Genomic DNA, 26,678 nt, shown 5'->3' with positions numbered 1-26,678 from the left:
TTTATCCGGGAGGCATTATGTTACTGGCAGGCGCTATCTTTGTCCTGACCATCGTATTGGTTATCTGGCAGCCGAAAGGTTTAGGCATCGGCTGGAGTGCAACACTCGGCGCAGTACTGGCGTTAGTTACGGGCGTGGTCCATCCGGGCGATATTCCGGTGGTGTGGAATATCGTCTGGAACGCGACGGCTGCGTTTATTGCCGTCATTATCATCAGCCTGCTGCTGGATGAGTCCGGCTTTTTTGAATGGGCGGCGCTGCACGTTTCACGCTGGGGCAATGGTCGTGGTCGCCTGCTGTTTACCTGGATTGTCCTGCTCGGCGCTGCCGTTGCTGCCCTGTTTGCCAATGATGGCGCGGCGCTTATTTTGACGCCGATTGTCATCGCCATGCTGCTGGCTTTAGGTTTTAGCAAAGGCACTACGCTTGCGTTCGTGATGGCGGCCGGATTCATTGCCGATACCGCCAGTCTGCCGCTTATTGTCTCCAATCTGGTGAATATCGTTTCGGCAGATTTCTTTGGCCTCGGCTTTCGCGAATACGCATCGGTGATGGTGCCGGTGGATATCGCCGCGATTGTTGCCACGCTGGTGATGCTACATCTCTATTTTCGCAAAGATATTCCGCAGAACTACGATATGGCGCTGCTGAAATCTCCCGCAGAAGCGATCAAAGATCCTGCTACGTTCAAAACTGGCTGGGTTGTTTTACTGCTTCTGCTGGTGGGATTTTTCGTCCTGGAACCACTCGGCATTCCGGTGAGCGCCATTGCAGCTGTGGGCGCACTGATATTATTTGTCGTCGCTAAACGCGGTCATGCGATTAATACGGGCAAAGTCCTGCGCGGTGCACCCTGGCAGATTGTCATCTTCTCGCTCGGCATGTATCTGGTGGTTTATGGCCTGCGCAATGCCGGGTTAACGGAATATCTTTCTGGCGTACTCAACGTGCTGGCGGATAACGGCCTGTGGGCCGCGACGCTCGGCACCGGATTCCTCACCGCCTTCCTCTCTTCTATTATGAACAATATGCCAACGGTACTGGTTGGCGCGTTGTCCATTGATGGCAGCACGGCATCTGGTGTCATCAAAGAAGCGATGGTTTATGCCAACGTGATTGGCTGCGATTTGGGGCCGAAAATTACCCCGATTGGTAGCCTGGCAACGCTGCTCTGGCTGCACGTACTTTCGCAGAAGAATATGACAATCAGCTGGGGATATTACTTCCGTACAGGGATTATCATGACCCTGCCTGTACTGTTTGTGACGCTCGCCGCGCTGGCGCTACGCCTCTCTTTCACTTTGTAATGAGATACTGATATGAGCAACATTACCATTTATCACAACCCGGCCTGCGGTACGTCGCGTAATACGCTTGAGATGGTCCGCAACAGCGGTACAGAACCGACCATTATCTATTATCTGGAAACACCACCGACGCGCGATGAACTGGTCAAACTCATTGCCGATATGGGGATTTCCGTACGCGCGCTGCTGCGTAAAAACGTTGAACCGTATGAGGAATTGGGCCTTGCGGAAGATAATTTTACTGACGATCGGTTAATCGACTTTATGCTGCAATATCCCATCCTGATTAATCGCCCGATTGTGGTTACACCGCTGGGAACTCGTCTGTGCCGCCCTTCAGAAGTGGTGCTGGAAATTCTGCCAGATGCGCAACAAGGCGCGTTCACCAAGGAAGATGGCGAGAAAGTGGTTGATGAGGCGGGTAAACGATTAAAATAAACAAAGGGGGCGGCTGCGCCCTCTCATTATTGACAAAAAAATACATAATTTCGATCGTGCAATTTCAGTAACTTATTGATATCCATGCAGGGCGGATAAACAATGTTTTTTAATGAACAGATAAAATGAGTCATATAATAAGCGTTTTTAAATTGAAGATCCCCAAAGTTAAAATTACGAATGGCTTGCATATCTAACATTTATAAACCATTATCATCACATCAATAACAATCTTTACGCCATGTGCCATTAGAAATAAGAGCCTCTTTATAATATCCCATATTATAAGGAGACACATAATAACATCACACATCAATGCTTTCCGGAACTCATCTGCAAGGATATAAATATCAGACAGGTTTACGTTACTATCAGGCATATCACCTGAAAATCAGATGAAAACTATAAAGAAATATCTATTATGGTTTTAACATTTGTTGATAAGGATAGTAACATGAACAAGACAAAAGGTGCACTCATCTTCAGCCTTTCATTTTTTCTTGCCGCATGTAGTTCGATTCCGCAAAATATCAAAGGCAATAACCAACCTGATATTCAAAAAAGTTTTGTTGCTGTTCATAACCAACCGAATTTGTATGTTGGCCAACAGGCACGCTTCGGCGGGAAGGTTATCAACGTTATCAACGGTAAAACAGATACGTTGCTAGAAATCGCCGTATTGCCGTTGGATAGCTATGCGAAACCTGACATTGAGGCCAACTATCAAGGGCGACTGCTCGCCAGACAAAGCGGCTTCCTTGACCCAGTGAACTACCGTAACCACTTTGTCACCGTTCTCGGCACCATTCAGGGCGAACAACCTGGATTTATCAATAAAGTCCCATATAACTTCGTTGACGTAAATGTGCAGGGGATTCAGGTATGGCATTTGAGAGAAGTGGTCAATACCACCTACAACTTGTGGGATTACGGCTACGGCGCATTCTGGCCTGAACCCGGCTGGGGCACACCGTACTACACCAATGCAGTTAGCCAGGTAACGCCAGAACTGGTGAAATAATTTGGTTTAAAGATGCAGATATTTTTCAAATATCTGCATCTTCAATAAAATCATTTCTATATAACTATAATTACAAGCCCTGACCTTTTTATTACCTTTGGCGACCTGATTATAAAGTTAATGTTCGCAACGGGAGTCGGTTATGTTTCTTATAATTACCAAAGACACCATGTTTTTCACCGCGATGAAAAATATTATAAGTAAAGGTAATGTCGTTCATATACAGAACGAAAAAGAGATTGACTTAACGTTGCATCAGAATGCCTTAGTGATTATTGATACATTAATGAATAATGTATTCCACTCATCAATGCTCAACAAAATTGAACGCCTGCGGCCTGTTCATGTCATTGTTTTCTCGCCGTTTAATATTAAACGCTGTCTGGGGAAAGTTCCGGTAACCTTTGTCCAGAGAAATATTACGATTATTGACTTCGTCGCGCTGCTCAATGGCAGTTATTGCTCTGTACCAGAAGCGGACGTGTCACTCTCGCGCAAACAGCATCAGGTTCTGAGCTGCATTGCGAATCAAATGACGACAGAAGATATTCTGGGGAAACTCAAAATATCGCTGAAAACATTCTACTGCCATAAACACAATATTATGATGATCCTCAATCTTAAACGGATCAACGAACTGGTACGTCATCAACATATTGATTATCTGGTCTGAAATCTCCAGCTGATATTTATAAAGAGGCCCGGCGACAGCCAGACCTCCTGACAATGACTCGTTATGCAGCAACGCCTTCCTGCGTCAGCGCCGCAATCTGTTTACGCCATTGCGCCTGCTCCTGTTCCCCTTCAGTACGCTGACCATAAAGTTGCGCAATCTGCGTACCATCATGAGCAAACAGTTCCAGGCTGGTTACGTAGCCATCGCTGGTCGGTTTACGGGTAACCCAGGCTTCAGCAATGCTCTCTTCTAATAGATGAAGAGTAAACGTCGGGTTGAAAATATTCAGCCAACCTTTCATTGGCACCACTTTTTCGACCACTCCCGTGAAAATCTGTACGCAGCCACGGTTGCCAACAAACACCATGATTTCATTGCCATCCTGCTGTGCAGATTCCAGAATCTGCGCCAGCGCACTACCAGATACTTTGCAGGCCAAATCGTCTGCCACCAGATTGAACGCCTGCTGACGAGTCAGATTGTAGCGCTTGAGCAACGTAAAAAACTGATGGACATCCGTCATCGCACGCCACTCTTGTTCTACAACACTGGCATCGACGTCGGTTTGTGCGGCAGGCGCATCAATCGTTGTTAACTCAAGCGGCGTATTTTCCTCGACGATAAAGCGTGCCAGAAGCTCATTCCATGCCGCTATATCGGTATTGTCGGTAGCATAAACTTTCAGTAATGCATCGCCCTGATGATCAAAAAACTGAATACTCTGACGTTCACCGCGAGCCGTGTTTTCTTTTATATGGAAAACACTGGTCCACTGATTAAGAAATAGTCGCAAATCCAGCGCGCGCGGGTTGAGTATTAATCCAGCATGACCGTTCAAATGCTGGTTTGTGAACGAGCCAACTTGCTCATGGACTGCATATTCATTACGACAAATACATTTGGTTTCACCAACGCTTTCCAGCGCCGCCAGAATTTCACGAATATCGCCGCGCATCCGCCACGCGTCGTGCGTGACGCGCGCAAATGCCAGTTCTGCTTCGCTGATATTCATTAAACCTGCGATGTCACGCGCGTACTTTCCGGGATTTTGTTCTTTTAACTCAAGCCAGCGTGTGTAGTGGTTCATTGTCTCTCTTCCTTCCAGATAAATGCCCCGAAATATCGGGGCTGATGATTACCATTGATAACTCACGAAAATTTTGCCGTTACGTCCATCCTGTGGGATGCCCTGCGGCGACCAGTACTCTTTATCGAAGGCGTTGCCCAACACTAAAGTAGTGGTCATGCCTTTGAGCGCCTGCTGCCCTTGATAACTGACGTAGAAATCATTCACGCCGTAGCCAGGTTGTTTGCTGTAACTGCTGCTGATATGTGTTGAGCGATCGGCAAACGTACCGACCCAACCAACAGAGAAGCCACTGTGAGCGATCGGAATATTCAGGGTGCTGGTAACGGTATCCGGGTTAATGCTGGAGATATATTCCCCGGTATCGGTGTCTTTGCCGCGGGTACGGTTATAGGCCACATCAAGGCTAAACAGGTCAGTGGTATATTTCGTCATCACATCCCAGCCCCAGATTTTGGCGTTCGGGACGTTATAAGACATGGTTGTCGCCGCCGCGAAATCGACGGTTGTGGAGATGTAATCCTTCGCTTTGGTATCAAAGTAGCTGGCTTTAAATTCCAGGGCATCATTGGACAACATCAGGTCATCAAAACGCAGCCCAAAGCCGTATTCCTGAGTTTCGTTGGTTTCCGGACGTAAGTTCGGGTTTGGCACCCAATAGTTGGTATAGAAGCGACCAATCGAGAAGTGCTTAGAATCGTTATACATTTCGCCCATCGTCGGCGCGCGGAATGCCTGGGCATATGAACCAAATAACATCAGCCAGTTGGTCGGATTGATAGTCATCCCTGCACGAGACGACCATTTGTCGGCATCCACATCTTTGTAACCGTCGCTGCTACCGCGATAGCTGTCATAACGGGTTCCGCCAAGCAGGGTAATCGGCAGATCGCGTAAGGTGATCTCATCCTGTAGCCAGCCGGAACTGAAATCAATTTTTGCTTGCGGGAAGCCCGTCGTCGCGCCGCCCGGATGCTGTTCCTGACGATAATACTCACCGCCATACGTCAGCAGGTGAGAGGCAAAACTCTCGGCAAACAGAGTGGAACGGTTCTCCAGTTTGGCACCTTTCGTTGTCTGCTCGCGATACTCACCGGAACTTCCCGTGTTTTGCGCATTAATACGAACTTCCGACCAGTAAACTTTTGCATCAGCATTTAACCAGTCGTTGCCCACTGGAGAGAGCTTATAAGAAAGCTGTGCATCACGTTGAATCGTTGAACGATCAACCATCGGATTACTGCTGTCAGACGCTTCAACGGTCTGCGGATTTTTTGGTTCGCGCGCGTCGTTATTGTAGTAACGCACTAATCCGCTCAGAGCCTGGGCAGAATCAATTTGCCAGGTTCCTTTCGCCAGCATGTTATTAATAGCCTCATCATTCGGCGCGGTTTCGCCATTGCTCTGGCGTAAATCACCACGATCGCGACTGGACCAGGCCACAATACCATCCAGGTTTTCCGTTCGCCCAAACGCGCTCGCGCCTAATCCCAGGCTATGGTCCCCCGTGCCACCGGTGCCAAAAACGCGAAAACCGCTGCTTTGTCCTTCCTGCAATAAATCTTTTGCATCGACCGTATCGTAGGAGATAACCCCACCCAGCGCGCCACTGCCATACAGTAATGCCGAAGGTCCACGGACAATCTCGACACGTTTGATCAGCGCCGGATCGAGGAAAGTCCCATTCAGGTGTCCGGTATCCGTTCCCTGACGAACGCCATCGACAAGCACCAGCACGCCGCGATGGTCATAACCACGCATATTTACATCCTGACCGTTGGTTCGTCCGGTACCATCAAGGGTAATTCCAGGAACATGACGCAGCAGATCGGTGGCTGAAGTCGCCGTTTGGTTTTCAGGAGCGGAAGTGTCGAGGACGCTGACCATCATTGGTGCTTCGAAGGAACTACGGGCATTCCCCGTTGCCGTAACGGTCATGGTTTCAGTAGCAAAAGCAAACGTTGGCAAGGTGGCAGAAACAGCCAAAGCCAACAAACTCAAGCGCAACGAGGTAAATTGCAGACGTGACATAGCGATTCTCCATGAGGAAAATAAAAAATGCTGGCTACCTGGATTAATACCGGGATGGCTGGCGAAAAATAAATTTATTTACAATTCAAAGCGATAATATTCGCCGGGTGAGTTAACAGGCGTTTATATTCCGTGAAATTGTCTGGTATCCCGGACAATTCGCCCTCTTTGTCAGGCAAAGCGATATGCCGCATCTGGAGTGAAGAGCGCTGTGCGCTATCCCTTGCAAAAGCTATGATTTTGTTATCCATATGGTCATATTTTGTTAAAGCCAGACGTGATAATGAGAATTATTATCGATCAATTTTTTATGATCAAGCTTTTTTTTAACCGCCATTAACACAATAAACAGGGGGTTATGAAAGCTATCCTGTATCCAGAAAACCATTTTTTTCTTGTGGCAGTCCCCCACGACCTCATAACGAAACGTTGTCGTTAACCGCGATAATTTTCTTTTCTCTTTGCTCTGCAAGCCGCGATATCTTGGAGATCTCAGCTTTTTCCCGCCCTGAAATTTTGTCGGTAACAAGAACGTTAGCTGACGAAGCATCTTGATAAAAATCAAAAATAAATACGCTTGTAACGCCTTGCGTATTGAATCGACGGTTGTGTTTCATATATAACTCAAATGATAATCATGATCATTCTCAATTCGATAAGAGTTCTCATATGATGCCAAGGATCACCAACAGGCCGTATCTTTTTTCCCCACTAACGTTATGTATTTCAGCCGTGGCCTCTGTCGCGAAGACTGCGGTAAAACGAAAAAAATTGTTTACGGCAGTACTGGCTCTTAGCTGGGCTTTTAGCGCAACGGCTGCCGAACGCATTGTGGTCGCTGGAGGATCACTGACGGAGCTAATCTACGCGATGGGTGCTGGCGAGCGCGTGGTGGGTGTCGATGAAACGACATCTTATCCACCAGAAACCGCCAAACTGCCGCATATTGGCTACTGGAAACAACTCAGCAGCGAAGGCATTTTGTCACTTCGCCCGGATAGTGTAATTACCTGGCAGGATGCAGGACCGCAAATTGTGCTCGACCAACTGCGGGCGCAAAAAGTCAACGTCGTCACTCTGCCGCGTGTACCAGCCACCCTTGAGCAGATGTACGCCAACATTCGCCAACTGGCAAAAACGCTACAGGTTCCTGAACAAGGCGAGGCGCTGGTGACACAAATCAGCCAACGCCTGGAGCGAGTACAGCAAAGCGTGACGGCAAAAAAAGCCCCGGTTAAAGCGATGTTTATTCTCTCTGCTGGCGGCAGCGCGCCACAGGTTGCCGGTAAAGGCAGCGTTGCGGACGCCATTCTTTCGCTTGCCGGAGCAGAAAACGTCGCTACCCACCAGCAGTACAAAAGCTACAGCGCGGAATCGCTGATTGCGGCTAACCCTGAAGTGATTGTCGTAACCTCACAAATGGTCGATGGCGATATTAACCGGCTACGTTCTATTGCCGGAATTACCCACACCGCCGCCTGGAAGAACCAGCGCATTATCACCGTTGATCAAAACCTGATTCTGGGAATGGGCCCGCGTATTGCTGATGTCGTTGAGTCTTTACACCAGCAAATTTGGCCGCAATAAACGGATTTAAATCAGACGTATGAACATGAAAAATACCCTGGATCTCACGCCTCATTTTGCTTTAGACGGTGACCAGCCATTTAAAGACAGGCGTGCCATGATGCCGTTTCGTGGGGCCATTCCGGTCGCCAAAGAACAACTGGCACAGACCTGGCAAGAGATGATCAGTCAAACAACCTCACCTCGTAAGCGACTGGTTTATCTTCATATTCCTTTTTGCGCGACACACTGCACGTTTTGCGGTTTTTATCAGAATCGTTTTAATGAAGATGCGTGTGCTCATTATACCGACGCCCTGATTCGAGAAATCGAACAGGAGGCAGACAGTGTATTGCATCAGTCCGCGCCCATCCATGCGGTCTATTTCGGTGGCGGTACGCCTTCCGCACTCTCCGCGCGCGATTTGGCAAGAATCATCACCACACTACGAGAGAAATTACCACTGGCACCCGATTGTGAAATCACCATTGAAGGCCGGGTACTGAATTTTGACGCTGAGCGAATCGACGCTTGCCTTGATGCGGGAGCAAACCGCTTCTCAATTGGTATTCAGTCGTTTAACAGCAAAATCCGCAAGAAAATGGCCCGCACCTCGGATGGTCCAACCGCCATTGCGTTTATGGAAAGCCTGGTCAAACGTGACCGTGCTGCGGTGGTCTGTGACCTGCTGTTTGGCCTGCCAGGTCAGGATGCGCAAACCTGGGGAGAAGATCTGGCTATTGCCCGCGATATCGGTCTTGACGGCGTCGACCTCTATGCGCTCAACGTCCTGCCCAACACGCCACTGGGCAAAGCCGTGGAAAACGGGCGCACTACCGTGCCCTCTCCGGCGGAACGTCGCGATCTTTACCTGCAAGGGTGTGATTTTATGGACGATGCTGGTTGGCGCTGCATCAGTAACAGCCACTGGGGCCGTACCACACGCGAACGCAATCTCTATAACCTGCTGATAAAACAAGGTGCCGATTGTCTGGCCTTTGGTTCCGGCGCCGGCGGTTCGATTAATGGTTACTCCTGGATGAATGAACGCAATCTGCAGACCTGGCATGAATCCGTCACGGCAGGCAAAAAACCGCTGATGATGATCATGCGTAACGCTGAACGTAACGCGCAGTGGCGTCATACCTTGCAATCGGGCATTGAAACAGCGCGTGTACCGCTGGACGAACTTACGCCACATGCCGAAAAACTCGCACCATTACTGGCCCAGTGGCACCAAAAAGGCTTAAGCCGCGATGCTTCAACGTGTCTGCGATTAACCAATGAAGGTCGTTTCTGGGCAAGCAACATTTTGCAGTCTCTTAATGAACTGATTCAGGTACTTAATGCGCCAGCGATTGCGCTTGAAAAACCATAACAGGAGTGATTTATGAGCCATGTCTCGTTACAGGAATTTTTGAAAACGGAGCCAGACGGTACACTGGAGGCGATCGCCGAACAATACAACACCACGCTGCTGGAGGTAGTGAAAAATCTGCCCTCTCCGACTGTTGTGTCAGGCGATAAATTCGATACTGTCTGGGATACCGTCTGCGAATGGGGCAACGTCACCACGCTGGTGCATACTGCCGATGTGATCCTCGAATTTAGCGGCGAACTGCCTTCGGGTTTCCACCGCCACGGCTATTTCAATCTGCGTGGAAAGCACGGCATGTCCGGGCATATCAAAGCAGAAAACTGCACGCATATTGCCTTAATCGAACGTAAATTTATGGGCATGGACACCGCATCCATTCTCTTTTTCAACAAAGAAGGCAGCGCCATGCTGAAAATCTTCCTCGGCAGGGATGACCATCGTCAGCTCCTGAGTGAACAGGTCAACGCCTTCCATGCTCTGGCAGCATCGTTAAAGGAACACGCCTGATGACACCCTGGCTACTCTTTGGCGCGGGCGGAAAAGGCGTAGGCGCCAGAACGCTTGAACTGGCGCTGGCGGAACAACGTCCGGTCGTCGCTGTCGTTCGCCGTGCAGACGCTGCGGCTCAACTGGCGCAACAAGGTGTGCAGGTTTTTACTGGCGACGCTTGTGACGCCAGCGTAGTCGCAGCCGCCTGCCGCGCGGCTGGTCCGCAAGCACTTATCATCTCAACAATGGGCGGCGCACAGGATTATCTGGCCCACAGAACGGTGATTGATGAGGCCGAAAAGGCAGGCATCCGTCGCATGATTCTGGTGACTTCTTTGGGATGCGGCGATAGTTGGCCGTTCTTATCGGATCGGGCAAAAGCCGCGTTTGGTCAGGCGGTGCGCGAAAAGACACTGGCGGAAAGCTGGCTGCAAACCAGCCAGCTAGACTACGCCATTCTCCGCCCTGGCGGTCTGCTTGACGGCGCAGCAACAGGCAAAGCACAACGGATACAAAATCAGGAGTGTCATGGTTTTGTTCACCGTGCCGATGTCGCCGCACACATTCATGAACTGGCAAACGCGCCAGCACTCAACAAGCAGATCTACAGTCTGATTGAACCTGACCTGAAACCGGCGTAATCCCATGCGGCGCAGACTCTCCGCGCCGCAACGTCATAACGGAGTTTTGCGTGCTCAAGGATTCACTCTCTTCCTCCAGGGTCTTTATGGGGCTATCACTATTATTGCTAGCTCTGGTGCTGTTCGGTGCCAGTCAGGGAGCGTTAAAGATCAGTTTTGATGCCCTTTTTGATGAGGAATACCGCGATATCTGGCTAAATATTCGCCTGCCGCGCGTTTTACTGGCCGTGCTGGTAGGCGCCGCGTTGGCAACCGCCGGGGTGATTATGCAGGGGCTTTTCCGCAACCCCATGGCTGACCCAGGATTGCTCGGCGTCAGTAGCGGTTCGGCATTAATGGTCGGCGTTGCTATTGTGCTGCCCTTTTCCTTCCCCGTGGTGCTGGTGCTTTATGAACAAATGGTGTTTGCCATCGCCGGAAGTTTAGTGGTCTGCACCATCATTTTTCTCATCACGCAGCGCCATCGCGATGGCAGCATGATGCAATTGTTACTCGCCGGTATCGCCATCAATGCCCTGTGCGGCGCAGCGATCGGCATACTGAGCTATATCGGCGATGAGCAACAGCTACGACAACTCACGTTGTGGATGATGGGCAATCTCGGTCAGGCGCAATGGCCAACGTTATTGGTTGCCAGCTCCTTCATTCTGCCCGCCATTATGGCAACAACGTGTCTCGCCGGAACGCTGAATTTGCTGCAACTTGGTGATGAAGAAGCCCATTACCTCGGCGTGAACGTAAAGCGTAAACGCCAACAATTACTGTTGATTAGCTCACTGCTCGTTGGCGCTGCCGTATCGGTAAGCGGCATTATCGGCTTTATAGGCCTGGTGATCCCGCATCTGATTCGCATGACAACCGGAGCAAATCATCGCTGGCTAATTCCTTGCTCTGCCCTTGCCGGAGCCTGCTTATTGCTGATGGCAGACACGCTTGCCCGCACACTGGTACAGCCCGCAGAAATGCCTGTAGGATTACTAACCAGCCTGCTTGGCGGTCCGTATTTCATGTGGTTGATTCTGCGCAACCGGAGGATCGCATGATTAGCGCCCGGAACCTGGTTTATAGCCTTCATGGGCGACGCCTGACTGACAATGTCTCGCTGACTTTTCCCGGCGGGGAAATTGTTGCCATTCTCGGTCCTAATGGTGCGGGAAAATCCACGTTGCTTCGCCAACTCACCGGCTATCTTCAACCTGATAGCGGTGAATGCCGGTTATTTAATAAGCCATTAAATGAATGGTCAATTACCGAACTGGCGAAACACCGTGCCGTGATGCGTCAGAATAGCCATATGGCGTTTCCATTCAGCGTACAAGAAGTGATCCAGATGGGGCGCCATCCGCATCGTACCGGTAATCAGGGGGATGAAACGGCACAGATAATGGCGCTATGCGACTGTCAGGCGTTAACAAACCGCGACTATCGGCAATTATCCGGCGGTGAACAACAGCGTGTGCAATTAGCGCGCCTGCTGGTACAACTTTGGGAAGCAATACCCTCGCCGAAATGGTTATTTCTTGATGAACCAACGTCGGCGCTGGATATTCATCATCAGCAGCATCTGTTTCGTTTATTACGTCAGTTAGTTCGCGAACGGCAATTCAACGTCTGCTGTGTTTTGCACGATCTTAATCTTGCCGCCCGTTATGCCGACCGTGTTGTATTGATGCAAAAAGGAAAGGTTATCGCCAATGGTAAACCGCAGGACGTGTTGACACAGCAGGCGCTGACTATGCTCTACGGCGCGGATATTACTGTATTAAACGCCCCTGCCAATCATTCTCCGCTGATTGTCCTCGATAGTTAAATACGACGGGAGTACCGGGCGTACTCCCGTCGATATCATTAATATTCACATTAGCTGATTGAAACACCTTTCACACCCGTTATGTCTTTTAGTGACTTTAATAAGTCTTCAATCGACGTCGCCGCATGAAGCTGAATATCAATAGCAACCACGTCATGATCTTCATTTTCTTGCAACGAAACTAAATCAGTTTTTATTTTTTGTTGTTTAAACCAGTTGAGCATCGACAGCGTATTACCGTTCACCAACGTCAGCTGTAAATGGTAATTCTTGTTCATCAGCCGGAAAGTTAATTGATGGAAGACTTCCAGTACCAACAAGGTCATTACAGAACCGTAAATCCCCAGCTCATACATGCCGCTACCAATCACCATACCGATTGCTGCTGTTACCCAGATATCCGCAGCGGTGGTGAGGCCGACAATATTTTGATTACGAACGAGGATATTACCCGCGCCTATAAAACCGACGCCAGTGACAACCTGAGCGGCAATACGGCTGGGATCAAGCCCGACATGATCCAGCGCCAGCACATCAGCGAAACCATATTTCGACACAATCATAAACAGGGCGCTACCCATACCGATTAAGACATGTGTACGAAGCCCTGCCCCTTTGCCGCGCATTTGCCTTTCCATGCCATTAGCACCACAGGCAATAGCAGCCAGGATTAGACGAATAATAAATTCTGCAGTCATATAAAAATGCAAAAAGGAGCAGCAAGATGGCTCAACTTGCTACTCCTTTTTGCTTTATTCCTGTTAATTCGGCAGGACATTTGCCAATTTATCTTTGAAGGTATACAAATTTTTCTGCGGATTTTTCTTACAATATTCAATCACTTTAGGAATCTGAGTCAGATCAGTTTCATTTAAGGTTACAGTATCACCACCTTTGTAAACCGTTTCCTCATGCAGCATCCACCATGCAACCGGTGTCATCGCTTTTGGATTCAGGTCAATAAATTCCTGACAAGTCATATCTTTAGCAGATTCATTAGCAGCCAGTGCAGATTGTGCATTAACCAGTGAAAGTGCCGCTACAGCGCCAACGAAAATCATGGCTTTACGTAGAGATGAAATATTCATTTTACAACCCATTCAACAAATAAAGTATATATGAACAGGAGGATTATCTGCTTTAACGCGAGGTATTCCTGCCTGTTCAATATTCAAGGAAATACGATGCAACGCATTCCATGAATTACATATCTTTCTTAATCTTGTCCCATTCGCCTTTAACTTTATCTTTAAAGCTGGCTTGTTTATCCTGAGTACAAGCCTGAACGATAGCTGGGGTTACGGTTGCAATGCCCTGAACATCCATAACCGCATCTTCTGGTTTATCTTTGTTATTCAGTGCTTCAGCAAAACCGACTGCAGTCGGCTGGAAGGATTCGTCCACAGCCAGGAAATCTTCACAGGTCCAGGAGTTGACAGGTTTTTTATTATCAGCTGCTTTTTGTGCATCCGCGGCATTGCTCACAACTGGCAGAAGAAGCAGGCCACCAAGAATTACACCTAATACTTTTTTCATCGTAATATCCTCAACTATAAAGTGAAAGAGCCGTCACGAATCAATTTCGACATTGAGGTTATAACCTGGTTTTTTGGGTATGTCATGTTGAGATAAAATGTCAAAATCAGATATTTTTATTTAAATACAACAAGTTACATTGGTGTCAGACACATTAATTAGGAAATTTTTATTAAATCACATGCATTCCTGGATGCATTTTTGGCATAGATTGATAGCAGGGGTTTTTCTTCTTAAATTTATAGGGTGGTTCTATGTTATATATAGATAAGGCAACAATTTTGAAATTTGACATGGATATGCTTAAGAAGCATCGGAGAGCAATCCAGTTTATTGCTGTGCTACTGTTTATTGTCGGTTTGCTGTGTATAAGCTTCCCGTTTGTCTCTGGCGATATCCTTAGCACGGTCGTTGGCGCATTATTAATCTGCTCAGGCATTGCGCTTATTGTCGGTTTATTCAGCAACCGGAGTCATAATTTCTGGCCTGTATTATCCGGCTTCCTTGTCGCTGTCGCCTATTTGTTGATCGGCTATTTCTTCATCCGCGCACCAGAACTGGGAATTTTTGCTATTGCGGCGTTTATTGCTGGCTTGTTTTGTGTCGCTGGGGTTATTCGCTTGATGAGCTGGTATCGCCAGCGTTCAATGAAAGGCAGCTGGCTACAACTAGTCATTGGTATCCTGGATATCATCATCGCATGGATATTCCTGGGTGCAACGCCAATGGTTTCTGTAACACTAGTTTCTACACTGGTGGGGATAGAACTAATATTCAGCGCTGCCAGCTTGTTTAGCTTCGCTAGTTTATTCGTTAAAAAATAATCAATATCAGACCGTCGACACAGTATTTCCCACACCGCCTCATAATCACTTATGGTGACTATGAGGCATATAACACTCCCGCTTCATATCGCCACCAGGGCAAAACATAAACCATCGTTGAAATAATTACCGTGCGACTCATTAAACAACTCGCTGAAACCTTTATGGTTTTATAAATTTCACAGCAAATTAGCCATTTCAAACATTATCATGGCTGATATTTTCTGTAGTCAGGTTTAATGTTTAAAAGTGCTGTGGGAAAATGAAATCAAGATTTGGCAAGCATTGTCTCAATAAGAAGGTAATTAATGCAGTTTATGTTAATTTTCCCCCAAAATTAAAAAGAAAGCTGGCAATCCAATTGCCAGCTTAAGTAGAAACAAGGAGACTCGATATTTAAATCGGATTACTTTTTTATTTTAGTTTTATCATTAAGAAATCACAAACTTTAAATTGATAACTTATTCTTGGTGAAAATATGGGAGTTGTTAATTTCTTGTTAGCACTAACAAATTTATAACACCCAGGAATGTTACCTAGGATCAATATATGGAGTGCGTGATGGATAAATCTCAAGTTTTGATTAGTGTTAATAGACGTATTAGTTCACGAAGGGCAACGTTCTTATAGGCGTTTACTATATTGAACAACGAATTCGGACATGGATGTAAATAATGAAAAGGATGACATGTTCGAAACAATAACGGCTAAGGAGCAAGTTATGATTTTTCTCATGACGAAGGATTCTTTTCTTTTACAGGGCTTTTTGCAGTTGAAAGATAATCACGAAATGATAAAAATCAATTCCCTGTCAGAGATAAAAAGCATAGGTAACAAACCATTCAAGGTGATCATTGATACCTATCATAATCATATCCTTGATGAAGAAGCGATTAAGTTTCTTGAGAAGTTAGATGCTGAAAGAATCATTGTTCTGGCACCTTACCACATCAGTAAACTTAAAAGTCAGTCGCCTATCTTTTTTATCAGCCGTAAAGAAAGCATTAAAAATCTGATTGATATTACTTATGGAAAACACTTGCCTCATAAGAATTCTCAATTATGTTTCTCGCATAATCAATTCAAAATTATGCAATTAATCCTGAAGAACAAAAATGAAAGTAATATCACGTCAACACTGAAAATTTCGCAGCAGACATTAAAGATCCAGAAATTCAATATTATGTACAAGCTGAAACTTAGACGTATGAGCGACATCGTGACTCTGGGGATCTCTTCTTATTTTTAAGAAGGCGTTGATGTGGCCCAGCGATAAGTGCCTGAAATTGACGGCTGGCATGACGAGGGATGCAAATGCTGACTCCATTACTCCCGGTGATAACCAAAGGAGAAGCAAAAACGAACTTATTCCCCTGGTTTATGTATCCACCAGTAGAAACATTCGTTGCCCGGACGCAGGCAGAGACTGTCAGCAGAACGGCAACATTTTTTTTGCCATCTAAATCACCACATTGGTCACTCGGCCTGCATGCGCCATCACAGGCATACATCCCCATGGCTTGCACTATGCCGCAGGTCTGTAAATCCCTCATGCCTCTCCCCGCACACATTCAAAAAATCCGTAATTTTTCACGAATTTTCAGGGAATAAAATGAACAGAAAAAGAAAACTGTTAATACCGTTGTTATTCTGCGGCGTAATACTCACCGCATGCGACGACAAATCAGCGCAAAATGCTGGCGCCATGACGCCAGAAGTGGGCGTGGTGACGCTCTCCCCCGGCTCAATCAATGTCATGAGCGAATTGCCCGGCAGAACTGTTCCTTATGAAGTTGCTGAGATTCGCCCGCAGGTGGGTGGCATCATCATTAAGCGCAATTTTATCGAAGGCGATAAAGTTAACCAGGGCGATTCGTTGTATCAGATTGACCCTGCGCCCTTGCAGGCAGAGCTGAACTCAGCCAAAGGTTCGCTGGCGAAAGCCCTCTCTACCGCCAGCAATGCCCGCATTACCTTTAATCGCCAGGCATCGTTGCTGAAAACCAACTACGTCAGCCGTCAGGATTACGACACCGCGCGCACCCAGCTGAATGAGGCGGAAGCCAATGTCACCGTTGCTAAAGCGGCTGTTGAGCAGGCGACCATCAATCTGCAATACGCGAATGTCACCTCACCCATCACGGGCGTCAGCGGGAAATCATCAGTGACCGTCGGCGCACTCGTTACCGCTAACCAGGCGGATTCACTGGTTACCGTACAGCGTCTGGACCCGATTTATGTCGATCTCACGCAGTCAGTGCAGGATTTTTTGCGCATGAAAGAAGAGGTCGCCAGTGGGCAAATCAAACAGGTTCAGGGCAGTACACCAGTACAGCTCAATCTGGAAAATGGTAAACGTTACAGCCAGACCGGTACGCTAAAATTCTCTGACCCGACGGTGGATGAAACCACGGGCTCCGTCACGTTGCGCGCGATTTTCCCCAATCCAAACGGTGACTTACTGCCAGGCATGTACGTCACAGCATTAGTGGATGAAGGTAGTCGCCAGAATGTGTTACTGGTGCCTCAGGAAGGCGTTACTCACAACGCTCAGGGCAAAGCAACGGCGCTCATTCTTGATAAAGATGATGTCGTGCAGTTACGTGAAATTGACGCTACCAAAGCCATCGGCAACCAATGGGTTGTTACCTCTGGCTTGCAAGCTGGCGATCGGGTGATCGTTTCCGGTTTGCAACGCATTCGCCCAGGTATCAAAGCACGCGCAATTTCCTCCAGCCAGGAAAACGCCAGCACCGAATCGAAACAATAACGTTGCAGGCTTAAGGGGACTTTCATGGCTAACTATTTTATTGATCGCCCGGTTTTTGCCTGGGTACTTGCCATTATTTTGATGCTCGCAGGCGGGCTGGCGATCATGAACTTACCGGTGGCGCAATATCCGCAGATTGCACCACCGACCATCACCGTTAGCGCCACCTATCCGGGTGCTGATGCGCAAACGGTAGAAGATTCAGTCACTCAGGTGATTGAGCAAAATATGAATGGACTTGATGGCCTGATGTATATGTCATCAACCAGTGATGCTGCGGGTAATGCGTCCATCACACTGACCTTTGAGACAGGAACGTCGCCCGATATTGCGCAGGTTCAGGTGCAGAATAAACTGCAACTTGCCATGCCATCACTCCCCGAAGCAGTACAGCAACAAGGGATTAGCGTCAATAAGTCGAGCAGCAATATCCTGATGGTGGCAGCGTTTATCTCTGAAAACGGCAGCCTCAATCAGTACGACATTGCAGACTATGTGGCTTCTAATATTAAAGATCCATTAAGTCGTACCGCAGGTGTCGGTAGCGTGCAGCTCTTTGGTTCAGAGTACGCCATGCGTATCTGGCTTGACCCGCAAAAACTCAATAAATACAACCTTGTTCCTGCCGATGTTATTTCCCAAATCAAGGTACAGAACAACCAGATTTCCGGCGGTCAACTGGGCGGAATGCCACAGGCGGCAGACCAACAACTGAACGCCTCGATCATTGTGCAGACACGTCTACAAACACCAGAAGAATTTGGCAAAATCCTGCTGAAAGTTCAGCAAGATGGTTCACAAGTGCTGCTGCGCGACGTTGCCCGCGTCGAGCTGGGAGCGGAAGATTATTCCACCGTAGCGCGCTATAACGGCAAACCTGCCGCCGGGATCGCTATCAAACTGGCTACCGGAGCAAACGCGCTCGATACCTCGCGGGCGGTAAAAGCAGAGCTCAACCGTTTATCGGCCTATTTCCCCGCCAGCCTGAAGACGGTTTATCCTTACGACACGACACCATTTATTAAAATTTCAATCCAGGAAGTTTTCAAAACGCTGGTTGAGGCCATCATCCTCGTCTTCCTGGTCATGTATCTGTTTTTACAAAACATTCGCGCTACGATCATCCCGACTATTGCCGTTCCGGTCGTTATTCTCGGCACATTTGCGATTTTGTCGGCGGTCGGTTTTACCATCAACACCCTCACCATGTTCGGGATGGTGCTGGCGATAGGGTTGCTGGTTGATGATGCTATCGTGGTGGTAGAAAACGTCGAGCGCGTGATAGCAGAAGATAAGCTGCCGCCGAAGGAAGCGACGCATAAATCAATGGGGCAAATCCAACGTGCGCTGGTCGGGATTGCCGTTGTGCTTTCCGCGGTGTTTATGCCAATGGCCTTTATGAGCGGCGCGACCGGGGAAATTTACCGTCAGTTCTCCATTACGCTGATCTCCTCCATGTTGCTTTCGGTGTTTGTGGCGATGAGTCTAACGCCTGCCCTTTGCGCCACCATTTTGAAAGCCGTTCCAGAAGGAGGTCACAAACAGAATGCGTTATTTGTGCGATTTAACCATCTGTTTGAAAAATCAACTCAACACTATACCGACAGTACCCGCTCACTGCTGCGCTGCACGGGTCGCTATATGGTGGTTTACCTGCTGATTTGTGCCGGGATGGCAGTGCTGTTTCTGCGTACACCGACCTCCTTCTTGCCGGAAGAGGATCAGGGGGTATTTATGACCACTGCACAGCTACCATCAGGTTCCACGATGGTTAACACCACTAAAGTGCTGCAGCAGGTGACCGATTACTATCTGACAAAAGAGAAAAATAATGTTCAGTCGGTGTTTACCGTTGGCGGCTTTGGTTTCAGCGGCCAGGGGCAAAACAACGGTCTGGCGTTTATCAGCCTGAAGCCGTGGTCTGAACGCGTCGGCGAAGAAAATTCGGTGACCGCGATTATTCAGCGGGCGATGGTGGCTCTTAGCCGCATCAATAAAGCAGTTATTTTCCCGTTCAACTTACCGGCGGTAGCAGAACTGGGGACAGCGTCAGGTTTTGATATGGAACTGCTGGACAACGGTAATCTGGGGCATGAAAAGCTGACCCAGGCGAGAAACGAGTTGTTGTCGCTGGCAGCACAATCACCTGATCAGGTAACAGCGGTTCGCCCGAACGGCCTGGAAGATACGCCGATGTTCAAAGTGAACGTCAACGCCGCGAAAGCCGAAGCAATGGGCGTGGAATTGTCTGATATCAACCAGACCCTCTCTACCGCCTTCGGCAGTAGCTACGTCAACGACTTCCTTAACCAGGGACGAGTGAAAAAAGTGTATGTCCAGGCGGGAACACCGTTCCGTATGCTGCCGGACAACATCAACCAATGGTATGTACGCAACGCCTCTGGCACGATGGCGCCGCTTTCTGCCTATTCTTCAACAGAATGGACCTACGGCTCACCACGTCTGGAACGCTACAACGGTATTCCAGCAATGGAGATTTTAGGTGAAGCGGCGGCAGGAAAAAGTACGGGTGACGCAATGAAATTTATGGCGGATCTGGTCGCAAAACTTCCGACAGGCGTTGGCTATTCATGGACCGGACTGTCATATCAGGAAGCGTTATCTTCCAACCAGGCACCGGCACTATATGCCATCTCGCTGGTCGTGGTGTTCCTTGCCCTCGCCGCACTTTATGAAAGCTGGTCGATTCCATTCTCGGTAATGCTGGTCGTACCGCTTGGGGTAATTGGCGCGTTACTGGCTACAGATCTGCGCGGCTTAAGCAATGACGTCTACTTCCAGGTTGGTCTGCTAACCACCATTGGGCTTTCCGCCAAGAACGCCATCCTGATTGTCGAGTTTGCGGTTGAGATGATGCAAAAAGAAGGGAAGACACCGATGGAAGCGATTATCGAAGCGGCACGGATGCGCTTACGCCCAATCCTGATGACCTCTCTGGCCTTTATTCTCGGCGTGCTGCCGCTGGTTATCAGTCATGGCGCAGGCTCCGGTGCGCAAAACGCAGTAGGTACAGGCGTTATGGGGGGGATGTTTGCAGCAACGGTGCTGGCGATTTACTTCGTTCCGGTCTTTTTCGTTGTGGTGGAACATCTCTTTGCCCGCTTTAAAAAAGCGTAACGCGTAAACGAGAGTAAGGTTGAGCGTGAGGGTTCAGCCTTACTCTTTCCCGCTAACCACTCGCCACTCAACAGCCAGCTTACCGCCAGGAACATCAGACTCAGTAAACAGCATTGAAAGTAGAACCCGCTCCAACCGTTGGTTATCAATTTAAACAACACGACACTGACCAGAATTCCCGTAATTGTATGAATTGCAAACTTAATAATCCTGAACATGCCGCGTCTTTTCCTCCTGAAAATACGTTTACTGTTTTGCAAACTGCGAAAGCAAACTTGCCGGTGACCCGGCAGAGTTAATAAGGAAAGATTTTCACATGAAGTGTGAGGGAGATCCTGACCGACTTTCGAATGAGAAATCCCGTCAGTTAAAGGTCCCTGTTGACTGTTGCGCAAACTGGTGCGGTGTTACGCCATAGTACTGGCGGAAAGTATTAATAAAGTACGACGTACTGCTATAGCCACATTTTTCTGCGACCATCGGCAGCGGGATTTGTCGTAACTCGAGTAATCGTCTGGCCATCGACATTCGCGAGGCCAACAATATTTTACTGAAGCAGGTATTTTCATCCTGCAATTTTTTCTTGATTAGGCTTTCACTGGTATACATTTTTTCGGCGATATCACGCAGATACCAACGTTTGGCTATATCACAGCCAATAATGCGTTCAACTTTACCTGAAACGGTACTAATGCTATTAAAAAGGAAAGGAATAAGTTCTTTATTTCGTGAAAACATCGAAAGGCAGGAAAAGTAAAGCATATTACTTAATGTCCTGGACGCAATATCTTCTTGAGCAAAACTATCAAATATCGCAGTGACCAGCGGCATTGGTGGTGTTGGGTTAACCAACAACCGTTTTTTACCATGCAGCCCTAAACACCGACCCGAAAGACGGATATTGTACAAATAATGGCTAATGATCCTTTCATCGATATCTAGTCTGCGGGCATAGGATTCATCAAAAGGAAAATTCTCCACCATATTTTTGTCCATCAAAAGAATACTCTCTTTTTGCAAATAGAGTTTTTGCTGCTCATGATAAATATCAAATGAACGGCGGGTGAGGATCACTGAGCAAACGTGTGTCATGACAAGCCCTTATATTCCATTACTACAACCATTACAATTTCAGTATACAAATGAAATGATGTATGACTCCTGTAAAAATCCAAAACTGCCAAAATTGGTAGGACCAAAAAGTAATCACATACATAAGCGCATATATCAGTTAAGCCATAAAAAGTAAATGCATGCGTGATATATCTTAAATTTGTGTATAGCTTATGTTTATAAAAAATTGGCTGATCTTATCTCCAGCAAAAGTTATATTTAACCCACTGAGAGCACAAAGTTTCCCGTGCCAACATGGAGTGTTATAACGGCTTATTAGTCTGGAGACGGCAGACTATCCTCTTCCCGGTCCCCTATGCCGGGTTTTTTTTATCTTCAAAAAGCAATTATAACCTTACTATCCTTTCATGGTGACAACACTTTTCTGCTACACAAATATCCATTATCAGATGGTTATCACACCCTCTTTCAGCTATTCGTTCATGATACTCTGTCGGTGTCATACCATAATAATTGCGAAAAACATAAATAAAATACGACACACTGTTATAGCCACACGACACGGCCACTCGCTTTATAGAAAAGCCATGAATTACAATGAGTTGTAACGCTCGTCGCATTCTACATTCGGTAAGCAGTTGCGAATAAGACGTCTCTTCTTCACGTAATTTTTTCTTTAACAAACTAGGACTCATCAATAACTCGCTGGCTATTTTCGCCAATGACCATTCATGAGCGATATTACGGTTAATAACCGTACAAACCCGCGTTCGCATATTGGGCTGTAGGATATTCATGAGTAGCGCTATAAACTGTTCATCTTCAAGAAAAACCGACAATATCGCGAATATTAATGCCCTGTTACGTAAAACCTCACCATAGCGGAGATTTTTACTCTGTGAAAGCTGCACAACTTCCTGAAAAATAGGGATATCTCGGGTACAGTGATGCACAATTAACGAAGGAACTTTTTTACAGGCATGAAGAGTTAATGCCTTCTCCTTGAGCATCGGGAGAAATAATGAAAGTGTTTCCTTAGTGACAAAGACGACGTTCTCTGCACATTTATCAACTAAAATCTGGTTTGCATCCGCAAAAACCAAATCACCACCGTTAAAATAGCGATATTCACCATTCTGCATGGTGAGAATATATTTATGCTTTGCGTACGCAATTAAACAAGTTCCATGTAGTGATTGCATCATTAATACACTATAACAGAAACATATTATTGTATTTAATGTAGCACGCAAACACCCTAAGTCAAATCGCGACTTAAATAAAGCTTAAACGAAAAAAAAAGAGTAGCATCCTAAGTGGTTAGAAGCATTGTTCCGGGTCACTTATTTTTCAATCTGTTAGAGAAAAAAATAAGCAATAATAACGAATATGAATAATAACTGATGCATTCTATTGTAATTTGCACAAGGTTTAATTTACATTGCAAATTATTCAATTATATGATTTTCCCAAAAAACAAAAAAAATGATCAGAATTAGCATTCTGATCATTACGCCACTGCTCTTATTTATAGGATATATTTCTTTACCGTGAATGAATTACACCCGCATGCTCCTGGCATGCAGGTGACATTCGGTTATCAGGTATGTTTAAAGCTGTTCTGCTGGGCAATGCCCTGCAGTTTCGGGTGATCGCTGAGGTATTTCAGGGAGGCTTTGTAGTCTTCCAGTAACAGTTCAGCGAAGTCCATTTCGAAGCCACGGCGGCACATAATGCGCATAACCACGATGTCGGTGGCTTCACCGCCGAGGGTAAATGCCGGAACCTGCCAGCCGCGCAGACGCAGACGTTCAGAGAGGTCATACAGGGTATATCCTGGATTTTCCCCGTCTTTCAGTTTGAAGCACACCGCCGGGATACCTTCATCCGGGCGACCCGTACAGATGAACTCATACGGCCCCAGTTTGGCGATTTCATCCGCCAGGTAAGCAGCAACCTGGTAAGAGGCGTTCTGTACTTTGGTATAACCTTCACGACCGAGGCGCAGGAATTCATAGTACTGGGCAATCACCTGACCTGCCGGACGGGAGAAGTTGATGGCGAAAGTACCAATCTGACCGCCGAGATAGTCAACGTTGAATACCAGTTCTTTCGGCAGCGCTTCTTCGTCACGCCAGATAACCCAGCCGCAGCCCAGCGGAGCCAGACCGAATTTATGGCCTGAAGCACTGATCGATTTCACGCGCGGCAAGCGGAAGTCCCAGACAATATCCGGCGCCACGAACGGCGCAAGGAAACCACCGCTGGCGGCGTCGATGTGCATGTCGATGTCGATACCGGTGTCGGCCTGGAATTTATCCAGTGCATCGTGCAGCGGTTGCGGGAACTCATAGTTACCGGTATAGGTCACGCCGAAAGTCGGTACCACGCCAATGGTGTTTTCGTCGCAGGCCTCAATCATGCGTTTCGGATCCATGAATAGCTGACCGGGACGCATAGGGATCTCACGCAGCTCGACATCCCAGTAGCGGGCAAATTTATGCCAGCAGATTTGCACCGGGCCGCAGACCAGGTTTGGTTTATCGGTCGGCTTACCTGCGGCTTCCATACGCTTGCGCCAACGCCATTTCATCGCCATCCCGCCGAGCATACAAGCCTCGGAAGAACCAATGGTGTTGGTGCCAACGGCCTGGCCGTTTTTCGGTGCAGGCGCGTGCCACAGGTCAGCAACCATATTTACACAGCGCAGGTCGATGGCTGCAGATTGCGGATATTCTTCTTTGTCGATCCAGTTTTTGTTGATCGACAGATCCATCAATTTATGGACATTTTCGTCGTCCCAGGTCTGGCAAAAAGTTGCCAGGTTCTGACGAGCGTTACCGTCGAGAAATAATTCATCATTGATAATTTGAAATGCGACATCATCACGCATTTCATGCAGCGGAAAATGTTTAGATTCCGCGATAGTAGAAATTGCCTTCGCGCCAAAACGCGAGTCGAGTAGTTCTGAGCGGAAATCCGTTAACAGCTTCTGGTCCATTTCGAACTCCTTAAATTTATTTGAAGGCAATAAAAAAGTAGGATTTATCTGGAATGGGCGCAAGGGGTTACGGGTATAATTTAAATAACAAAATCCTAAGCAGAAAAACGACTTTTTATAATATAAACATTTAACATAATAATATTAAAAACAGACTTTATTATCGTAATAAAAATCGCCCAAACATTCCTGTTCGGGCGATTAAATTAATTATTGTTTATCCTGCATATACGGCGTGTAAACCCCGTTCAGACTGTGCAGGAAAGCTACGATATCATCCACATCCTCCTGCGGCAGCTCTTTGCCTACCTGATAGCGCAACATCAGTTTCACCGCCCCGTCCAGCGTCGGCACATCACCGCGATGGAAGTACGGTGCCGTTAGTGCAACGTTACGTAAACCGGGTACTTTCTGACGCAATTTATCGCGCTCTTCTTTAGTCACATTCATACGACCAATATCCGCCGCCGTAATTTCACCAAAGTTAAAGTCTTTTTTCAGCCCCAACGGTTCGAAGGAACGTCCGCCGAGAATAATACCACCATGACAAGTTGCACATTTATTATCTTTAAATAATTGATAGCCTTTTTTCTGTTGCGCCGTCAGAGCATTCTCATCTCCACGCAACCATTTATCAAATGGGGAATCCGGCGTAATTAATGTTTTCTCAAATTCAGCAATGGCATCAGTAATATTTTCGCCACTGAAACCTTGCGGATAGACTTCGAGGAACTGCGCTTTAAGCTGCGGATCTTTTTCCAGCTTAGCAATAATTTCGTCCCAGGATTTCGACGCCATTTCAATCGGGTTCAACGGCGGTCCACCAGCCTGATCCTGCAATGTTGCCGCACGACCATCCCAGAACTGCTCAACGTTAAATACTGAGTTAAATACCGTCGGCGCGTTAATCGGCCCAACTGCGCCACCAACACCAATCGATGTTTTTCTGCCATCGACGCCCCCCGCATTCAACGCATGGCAATGAGCGCATGAAATGGTGCTATCCGCCGATAAACGGGGATCGTGATACAGCGCAAAACCCAACGCCACTTTTTGCGCATCGGTAGGCAGTTTTTGCGGGATGGGCTGCACTGGTTCATTGCGATGCTCCGGAGCAGTATCATTGCTGGCGTAATATTCCGCGCGCTGTTTTGCAATCCAGGCCAGTATTTCCGCCCGCTCTTCATCACTCACCTTACCCGCCCAGTGTAGCGCGGTATAACGCGTTGGCGGCATAGTTTCATACTGCATCACCCATTCAATCTTATTCAGATCGCTTTGCGAAACGGGTTTATTAGCCAGCAGAGCCGCACGCACGGCCTCGAGGTTAAAAGATTTATATCCAAGCTTTATGTCGTAATCCATCAACTGTTTCGCGCCGGGAATATAATAATAGGCAGGTAATTCTGCCGAAGGCGTATGGCAATAATCGCATCCTTTTTCGCGGAGAAAGCCTAAAACCTTATTATTTTCACTGACAGCAGATGCCTGAACATCGGTCTGTTTACTGCGTTTATTATCGTGGTACCACACATAACCAGATAACCCTAAATAGCAAATCGCGACGCCAGCCAGGCCGATCGCGGTAATACGTGAGACCATTTTCATTATTCTTCCCTCACGGTGGTGAGTTATTGTGACCCAGAAAATTTTCCAGAATGCTGCAAACGTCTCTGCGAGACAAAGCCATCATAAAAAACAGGGAGATATGCTTTTTGATAGGAATCAATCAATTACATGAATATAAACTATCAATAAGATAGCCAGTGCCTATTACCCAGATCAGGAATGGCATATCATGATTGCGGCGAGAGCAGGATTGAATGTTCTGAAAATGAAAAACAACACGAAATCCGTATTTTTATAAATTCCATTGATATTAGTGCGTTAT

At 47.3% G+C, this 26,678-nt stretch carries 24 protein-coding genes and 1 pseudogene; 14 read left to right on the top strand and 11 right to left on the bottom strand.

The window, feature by feature from the left end; all coding sequences use genetic code 11:
• The first annotated feature begins 17 nt into the window (after window positions 1-17).
• The 4 genes from arsB to FFT88_RS02025 all read left to right on the top strand — a co-directional run bounded on the left by arsB (window position 18) and on the right by FFT88_RS02025 (window position 3,439).
• The gene (gene arsB, locus FFT88_RS02040) at window positions 18-1,307 is read left to right on the top strand and encodes an arsenite/antimonite:H(+) antiporter ArsB (RefSeq protein WP_000922639.1); all 1,290 of its coding nucleotides are present in this window, start codon (window positions 18-20) and stop codon (window positions 1,305-1,307) included.
• 12 nt (window positions 1,308-1,319) lie between these two features.
• Window positions 1,320-1,745 carry a glutaredoxin-dependent arsenate reductase gene (gene arsC, locus FFT88_RS02035; RefSeq protein ID WP_135405426.1) on the top strand — a complete coding sequence of 142 codons (426 nt, stop codon included), beginning with the start codon at window positions 1,320-1,322 and terminating at the stop codon, window positions 1,743-1,745.
• A 454-nt stretch (window positions 1,746-2,199) separates the two neighbouring features.
• Window positions 2,200-2,766 carry an outer membrane lipoprotein Slp gene (slp, locus tag FFT88_RS02030; RefSeq protein ID WP_130217824.1) on the top strand — a complete coding sequence of 189 codons (567 nt, stop codon included), beginning with the start codon at window positions 2,200-2,202 and terminating at the stop codon, window positions 2,764-2,766.
• 142 nt (window positions 2,767-2,908) lie between these two features.
• Window positions 2,909-3,439: a LuxR C-terminal-related transcriptional regulator gene (locus tag FFT88_RS02025; protein ID WP_130217826.1), complete on the top strand. Its 531-nt coding sequence runs from the start codon at window positions 2,909-2,911 to the stop codon at window positions 3,437-3,439.
• 61 nt (window positions 3,440-3,500) lie between these two features.
• Here FFT88_RS02025 and chuS read toward each other — a convergent pair whose 3' ends face one another.
• The 3 genes from chuS to FFT88_RS25230 all read right to left on the bottom strand — a co-directional run bounded on the left by chuS (window position 3,501) and on the right by FFT88_RS25230 (window position 7,177).
• On the bottom strand, window positions 3,501-4,529 hold the full coding sequence (gene chuS / locus FFT88_RS02020) for a hematinate-forming heme oxygenase ChuS (protein ID WP_135405423.1): 1,029 nt from the start codon (window positions 4,527-4,529) through the stop codon (window positions 3,501-3,503).
• 48 nt (window positions 4,530-4,577) lie between these two features.
• The gene (gene chuA, locus FFT88_RS02015) at window positions 4,578-6,560 is read right to left on the bottom strand and encodes a TonB-dependent heme/hemoglobin receptor ChuA/ShuA (RefSeq protein WP_135405420.1); all 1,983 of its coding nucleotides are present in this window, start codon (window positions 6,558-6,560) and stop codon (window positions 4,578-4,580) included.
• A gap of 416 nt (window positions 6,561-6,976) precedes the next feature.
• Complete coding sequence (locus FFT88_RS25230) at window positions 6,977-7,177, bottom strand: hypothetical protein (protein WP_167851621.1); 201 nt, start codon at window positions 7,175-7,177, stop codon at window positions 6,977-6,979.
• A gap of 55 nt (window positions 7,178-7,232) precedes the next feature.
• On the opposite strand from FFT88_RS25230, the gene shuT reads away from it, so the two are divergent.
• The 6 genes from shuT to FFT88_RS01980 are packed head-to-tail and all read left to right on the top strand — an operon-like array spanning window position 7,233 to window position 12,444.
• Window positions 7,233-8,147, top strand: a complete 915-nt coding sequence (gene shuT / locus FFT88_RS02005; protein ID WP_135405541.1) for a heme ABC transporter substrate-binding protein ShuT — start codon at window positions 7,233-7,235, stop codon at window positions 8,145-8,147.
• A 19-nt stretch (window positions 8,148-8,166) separates the two neighbouring features.
• Window positions 8,167-9,504 carry a heme anaerobic degradation radical SAM methyltransferase ChuW/HutW gene (gene hutW, locus FFT88_RS02000; RefSeq protein WP_135405418.1) on the top strand — a complete coding sequence of 446 codons (1,338 nt, stop codon included), beginning with the start codon at window positions 8,167-8,169 and terminating at the stop codon, window positions 9,502-9,504.
• Window positions 9,505-9,516: 12 nt separating this feature from the next.
• Window positions 9,517-10,011 carry a heme utilization cystosolic carrier protein HutX gene (hutX, locus tag FFT88_RS01995; RefSeq protein WP_021550030.1) on the top strand — a complete coding sequence of 165 codons (495 nt, stop codon included), beginning with the start codon at window positions 9,517-9,519 and terminating at the stop codon, window positions 10,009-10,011.
• Entirely contained in the window at window positions 10,011-10,634 is a 624-nt protein-coding gene (chuY, locus tag FFT88_RS01990) for an anaerobilin reductase (protein ID WP_130217834.1), read from the top strand. Before hutX ends, chuY begins: the two co-directional genes overlap by 1 nt.
• A 50-nt stretch (window positions 10,635-10,684) precedes the next feature.
• Entirely contained in the window at window positions 10,685-11,677 is a 993-nt protein-coding gene (shuU, locus tag FFT88_RS01985) for a heme ABC transporter permease ShuU/ChuU (RefSeq protein WP_217355974.1), read from the top strand.
• Entirely contained in the window at window positions 11,674-12,444 is a 771-nt protein-coding gene (locus FFT88_RS01980; protein WP_135405415.1) for a heme ABC transporter ATP-binding protein, read from the top strand. The genes shuU and FFT88_RS01980 overlap by 4 nt, the downstream gene beginning before the upstream one ends.
• Window positions 12,445-12,494: 50 nt before the next feature.
• Here FFT88_RS01980 and FFT88_RS01975 read toward each other — a convergent pair whose 3' ends face one another.
• From FFT88_RS01975 to hdeA, 3 genes are all read right to left on the bottom strand, one after another.
• On the bottom strand, window positions 12,495-13,142 hold the full coding sequence (locus tag FFT88_RS01975; RefSeq protein ID WP_135405403.1) for an MgtC/SapB family protein: 648 nt from the start codon (window positions 13,140-13,142) through the stop codon (window positions 12,495-12,497).
• Between the two features lie 63 nt (window positions 13,143-13,205).
• A complete protein-coding gene (gene hdeB, locus FFT88_RS01970; RefSeq protein WP_130209187.1) occupies window positions 13,206-13,532 on the bottom strand; it encodes an acid-activated periplasmic chaperone HdeB in 327 nt (108 codons plus the stop codon).
• Between the two features lie 115 nt (window positions 13,533-13,647).
• On the bottom strand, window positions 13,648-13,980 hold the full coding sequence (hdeA, locus tag FFT88_RS01965) for an acid-activated periplasmic chaperone HdeA (protein ID WP_130209189.1): 333 nt from the start codon (window positions 13,978-13,980) through the stop codon (window positions 13,648-13,650).
• 254 nt (window positions 13,981-14,234) lie between these two features.
• Between hdeA and hdeD the strand changes: the two genes are divergently transcribed.
• Both hdeD and gadE read left to right on the top strand, forming a co-directional pair.
• Window positions 14,235-14,804, top strand: coding sequence for an acid-resistance protein HdeD (gene hdeD, locus FFT88_RS01960; protein WP_135405400.1), 570 nt, complete (start codon window positions 14,235-14,237; stop codon window positions 14,802-14,804).
• Between the two features lie 721 nt (window positions 14,805-15,525).
• Window positions 15,526-16,053, top strand: coding sequence for an acid resistance transcriptional activator GadE (gene gadE / locus FFT88_RS01955; RefSeq protein WP_064527778.1), 528 nt, complete (start codon window positions 15,526-15,528; stop codon window positions 16,051-16,053).
• Between the two features lie 19 nt (window positions 16,054-16,072).
• On the opposite strand, the pseudogene FFT88_RS25910 reads toward gadE, so the two are convergent.
• A pseudogene (locus tag FFT88_RS25910) lies at window positions 16,073-16,357 on the bottom strand (hypothetical protein); the annotation flags it as partial.
• Between the two features lie 107 nt (window positions 16,358-16,464).
• Here FFT88_RS25910 and mdtE point away from each other — a divergent pair.
• Together mdtE and mdtF are read left to right on the top strand one after the other, a co-directional pair.
• A complete protein-coding gene (mdtE, locus tag FFT88_RS01945; RefSeq protein ID WP_346763846.1) occupies window positions 16,465-17,574 on the top strand; it encodes a multidrug transporter subunit MdtE in 1,110 nt (369 codons plus the stop codon).
• Between the two features lie 24 nt (window positions 17,575-17,598).
• Window positions 17,599-20,712 (top strand): multidrug efflux pump RND permease MdtF, encoded by a 3,114-nt coding sequence (gene mdtF, locus FFT88_RS01940; protein WP_135405394.1) that lies wholly within the window; start codon window positions 17,599-17,601, stop codon window positions 20,710-20,712.
• A 363-nt stretch (window positions 20,713-21,075) separates the two neighbouring features.
• Here mdtF and gadW read toward each other — a convergent pair whose 3' ends face one another.
• The 4 genes from gadW to ccp form a co-directional block, all read right to left on the bottom strand.
• Window positions 21,076-21,804 (bottom strand): acid resistance transcriptional activator GadW, encoded by a 729-nt coding sequence (gene gadW / locus FFT88_RS01935; RefSeq protein WP_135405392.1) that lies wholly within the window; start codon window positions 21,802-21,804, stop codon window positions 21,076-21,078.
• Between the two features lie 368 nt (window positions 21,805-22,172).
• Complete coding sequence (gene gadX / locus FFT88_RS01930) at window positions 22,173-22,988, bottom strand: DNA-binding transcriptional regulator GadX (protein ID WP_135405540.1); 816 nt, start codon at window positions 22,986-22,988, stop codon at window positions 22,173-22,175.
• A gap of 398 nt (window positions 22,989-23,386) precedes the next feature.
• A complete protein-coding gene (locus FFT88_RS01925; RefSeq protein ID WP_135381088.1) occupies window positions 23,387-24,787 on the bottom strand; it encodes a glutamate decarboxylase in 1,401 nt (466 codons plus the stop codon).
• Between the two features lie 210 nt (window positions 24,788-24,997).
• Window positions 24,998-26,395 (bottom strand): cytochrome c peroxidase, encoded by a 1,398-nt coding sequence (gene ccp, locus FFT88_RS01920; RefSeq protein ID WP_135405390.1) that lies wholly within the window; start codon window positions 26,393-26,395, stop codon window positions 24,998-25,000.
• Between the last annotated feature and the right edge of the window lie 283 nt (window positions 26,396-26,678).

Source organism: Escherichia sp. E4930 (genome assembly GCF_005845405.1).
GTDB lineage: Bacteria > Pseudomonadota > Gammaproteobacteria > Enterobacterales > Enterobacteriaceae > Escherichia.
Note: the sequence above shows the minus strand (reverse complement) of the source record. Positions and strands in the feature narration are given on the sequence as shown.

What these genes read in the sequence shown, in the direction of transcription:
- arsB (WP_000922639.1), top strand. Translation starts at nt 18, where the DNA reads ATGTTACTGGCAGGCGCTATCTTTGTCCTGACCATCGTATTGGTTATC.
- arsC (WP_135405426.1), top strand. Translation starts at nt 1,320, where the DNA reads ATGAGCAACATTACCATTTATCACAACCCGGCCTGCGGTACGTCGCGT.
- slp (WP_130217824.1), top strand. Translation starts at nt 2,200, where the DNA reads ATGAACAAGACAAAAGGTGCACTCATCTTCAGCCTTTCATTTTTTCTT.
- FFT88_RS02025 (WP_130217826.1), top strand. Translation starts at nt 2,909, where the DNA reads ATGTTTCTTATAATTACCAAAGACACCATGTTTTTCACCGCGATGAAA.
- chuS (WP_135405423.1), bottom strand. Translation starts at nt 4,529, where the DNA reads ATGAACCACTACACACGCTGGCTTGAGTTAAAAGAACAAAATCCCGGA.
- chuA (WP_135405420.1), bottom strand. Translation starts at nt 6,560, where the DNA reads ATGTCACGTCTGCAATTTACCTCGTTGCGCTTGAGTTTGTTGGCTTTG.
- FFT88_RS25230 (WP_167851621.1), bottom strand. Translation starts at nt 7,177, where the DNA reads ATGAAACACAACCGTCGATTCAATACGCAAGGCGTTACAAGCGTATTT.
- shuT (WP_135405541.1), top strand. Translation starts at nt 7,233, where the DNA reads ATGCCAAGGATCACCAACAGGCCGTATCTTTTTTCCCCACTAACGTTA.
- hutW (WP_135405418.1), top strand. Translation starts at nt 8,167, where the DNA reads ATGAACATGAAAAATACCCTGGATCTCACGCCTCATTTTGCTTTAGAC.
- hutX (WP_021550030.1), top strand. Translation starts at nt 9,517, where the DNA reads ATGAGCCATGTCTCGTTACAGGAATTTTTGAAAACGGAGCCAGACGGT.
- chuY (WP_130217834.1), top strand. Translation starts at nt 10,011, where the DNA reads ATGACACCCTGGCTACTCTTTGGCGCGGGCGGAAAAGGCGTAGGCGCC.
- FFT88_RS01980 (WP_135405415.1), top strand. Translation starts at nt 11,674, where the DNA reads ATGATTAGCGCCCGGAACCTGGTTTATAGCCTTCATGGGCGACGCCTG.
- FFT88_RS01975 (WP_135405403.1), bottom strand. Translation starts at nt 13,142, where the DNA reads ATGACTGCAGAATTTATTATTCGTCTAATCCTGGCTGCTATTGCCTGT.
- hdeB (WP_130209187.1), bottom strand. Translation starts at nt 13,532, where the DNA reads ATGAATATTTCATCTCTACGTAAAGCCATGATTTTCGTTGGCGCTGTA.
- hdeA (WP_130209189.1), bottom strand. Translation starts at nt 13,980, where the DNA reads ATGAAAAAAGTATTAGGTGTAATTCTTGGTGGCCTGCTTCTTCTGCCA.
- hdeD (WP_135405400.1), top strand. Translation starts at nt 14,235, where the DNA reads ATGTTATATATAGATAAGGCAACAATTTTGAAATTTGACATGGATATG.
- gadE (WP_064527778.1), top strand. Translation starts at nt 15,526, where the DNA reads ATGATTTTTCTCATGACGAAGGATTCTTTTCTTTTACAGGGCTTTTTG.
- mdtF (WP_135405394.1), top strand. Translation starts at nt 17,599, where the DNA reads ATGGCTAACTATTTTATTGATCGCCCGGTTTTTGCCTGGGTACTTGCC.
- gadW (WP_135405392.1), bottom strand. Translation starts at nt 21,804, where the DNA reads ATGACACACGTTTGCTCAGTGATCCTCACCCGCCGTTCATTTGATATT.
- gadX (WP_135405540.1), bottom strand. Translation starts at nt 22,988, where the DNA reads ATGCAATCACTACATGGAACTTGTTTAATTGCGTACGCAAAGCATAAA.
- FFT88_RS01925 (WP_135381088.1), bottom strand. Translation starts at nt 24,787, where the DNA reads ATGGACCAGAAGCTGTTAACGGATTTCCGCTCAGAACTACTCGACTCG.
- ccp (WP_135405390.1), bottom strand. Translation starts at nt 26,395, where the DNA reads ATGAAAATGGTCTCACGTATTACCGCGATCGGCCTGGCTGGCGTCGCG.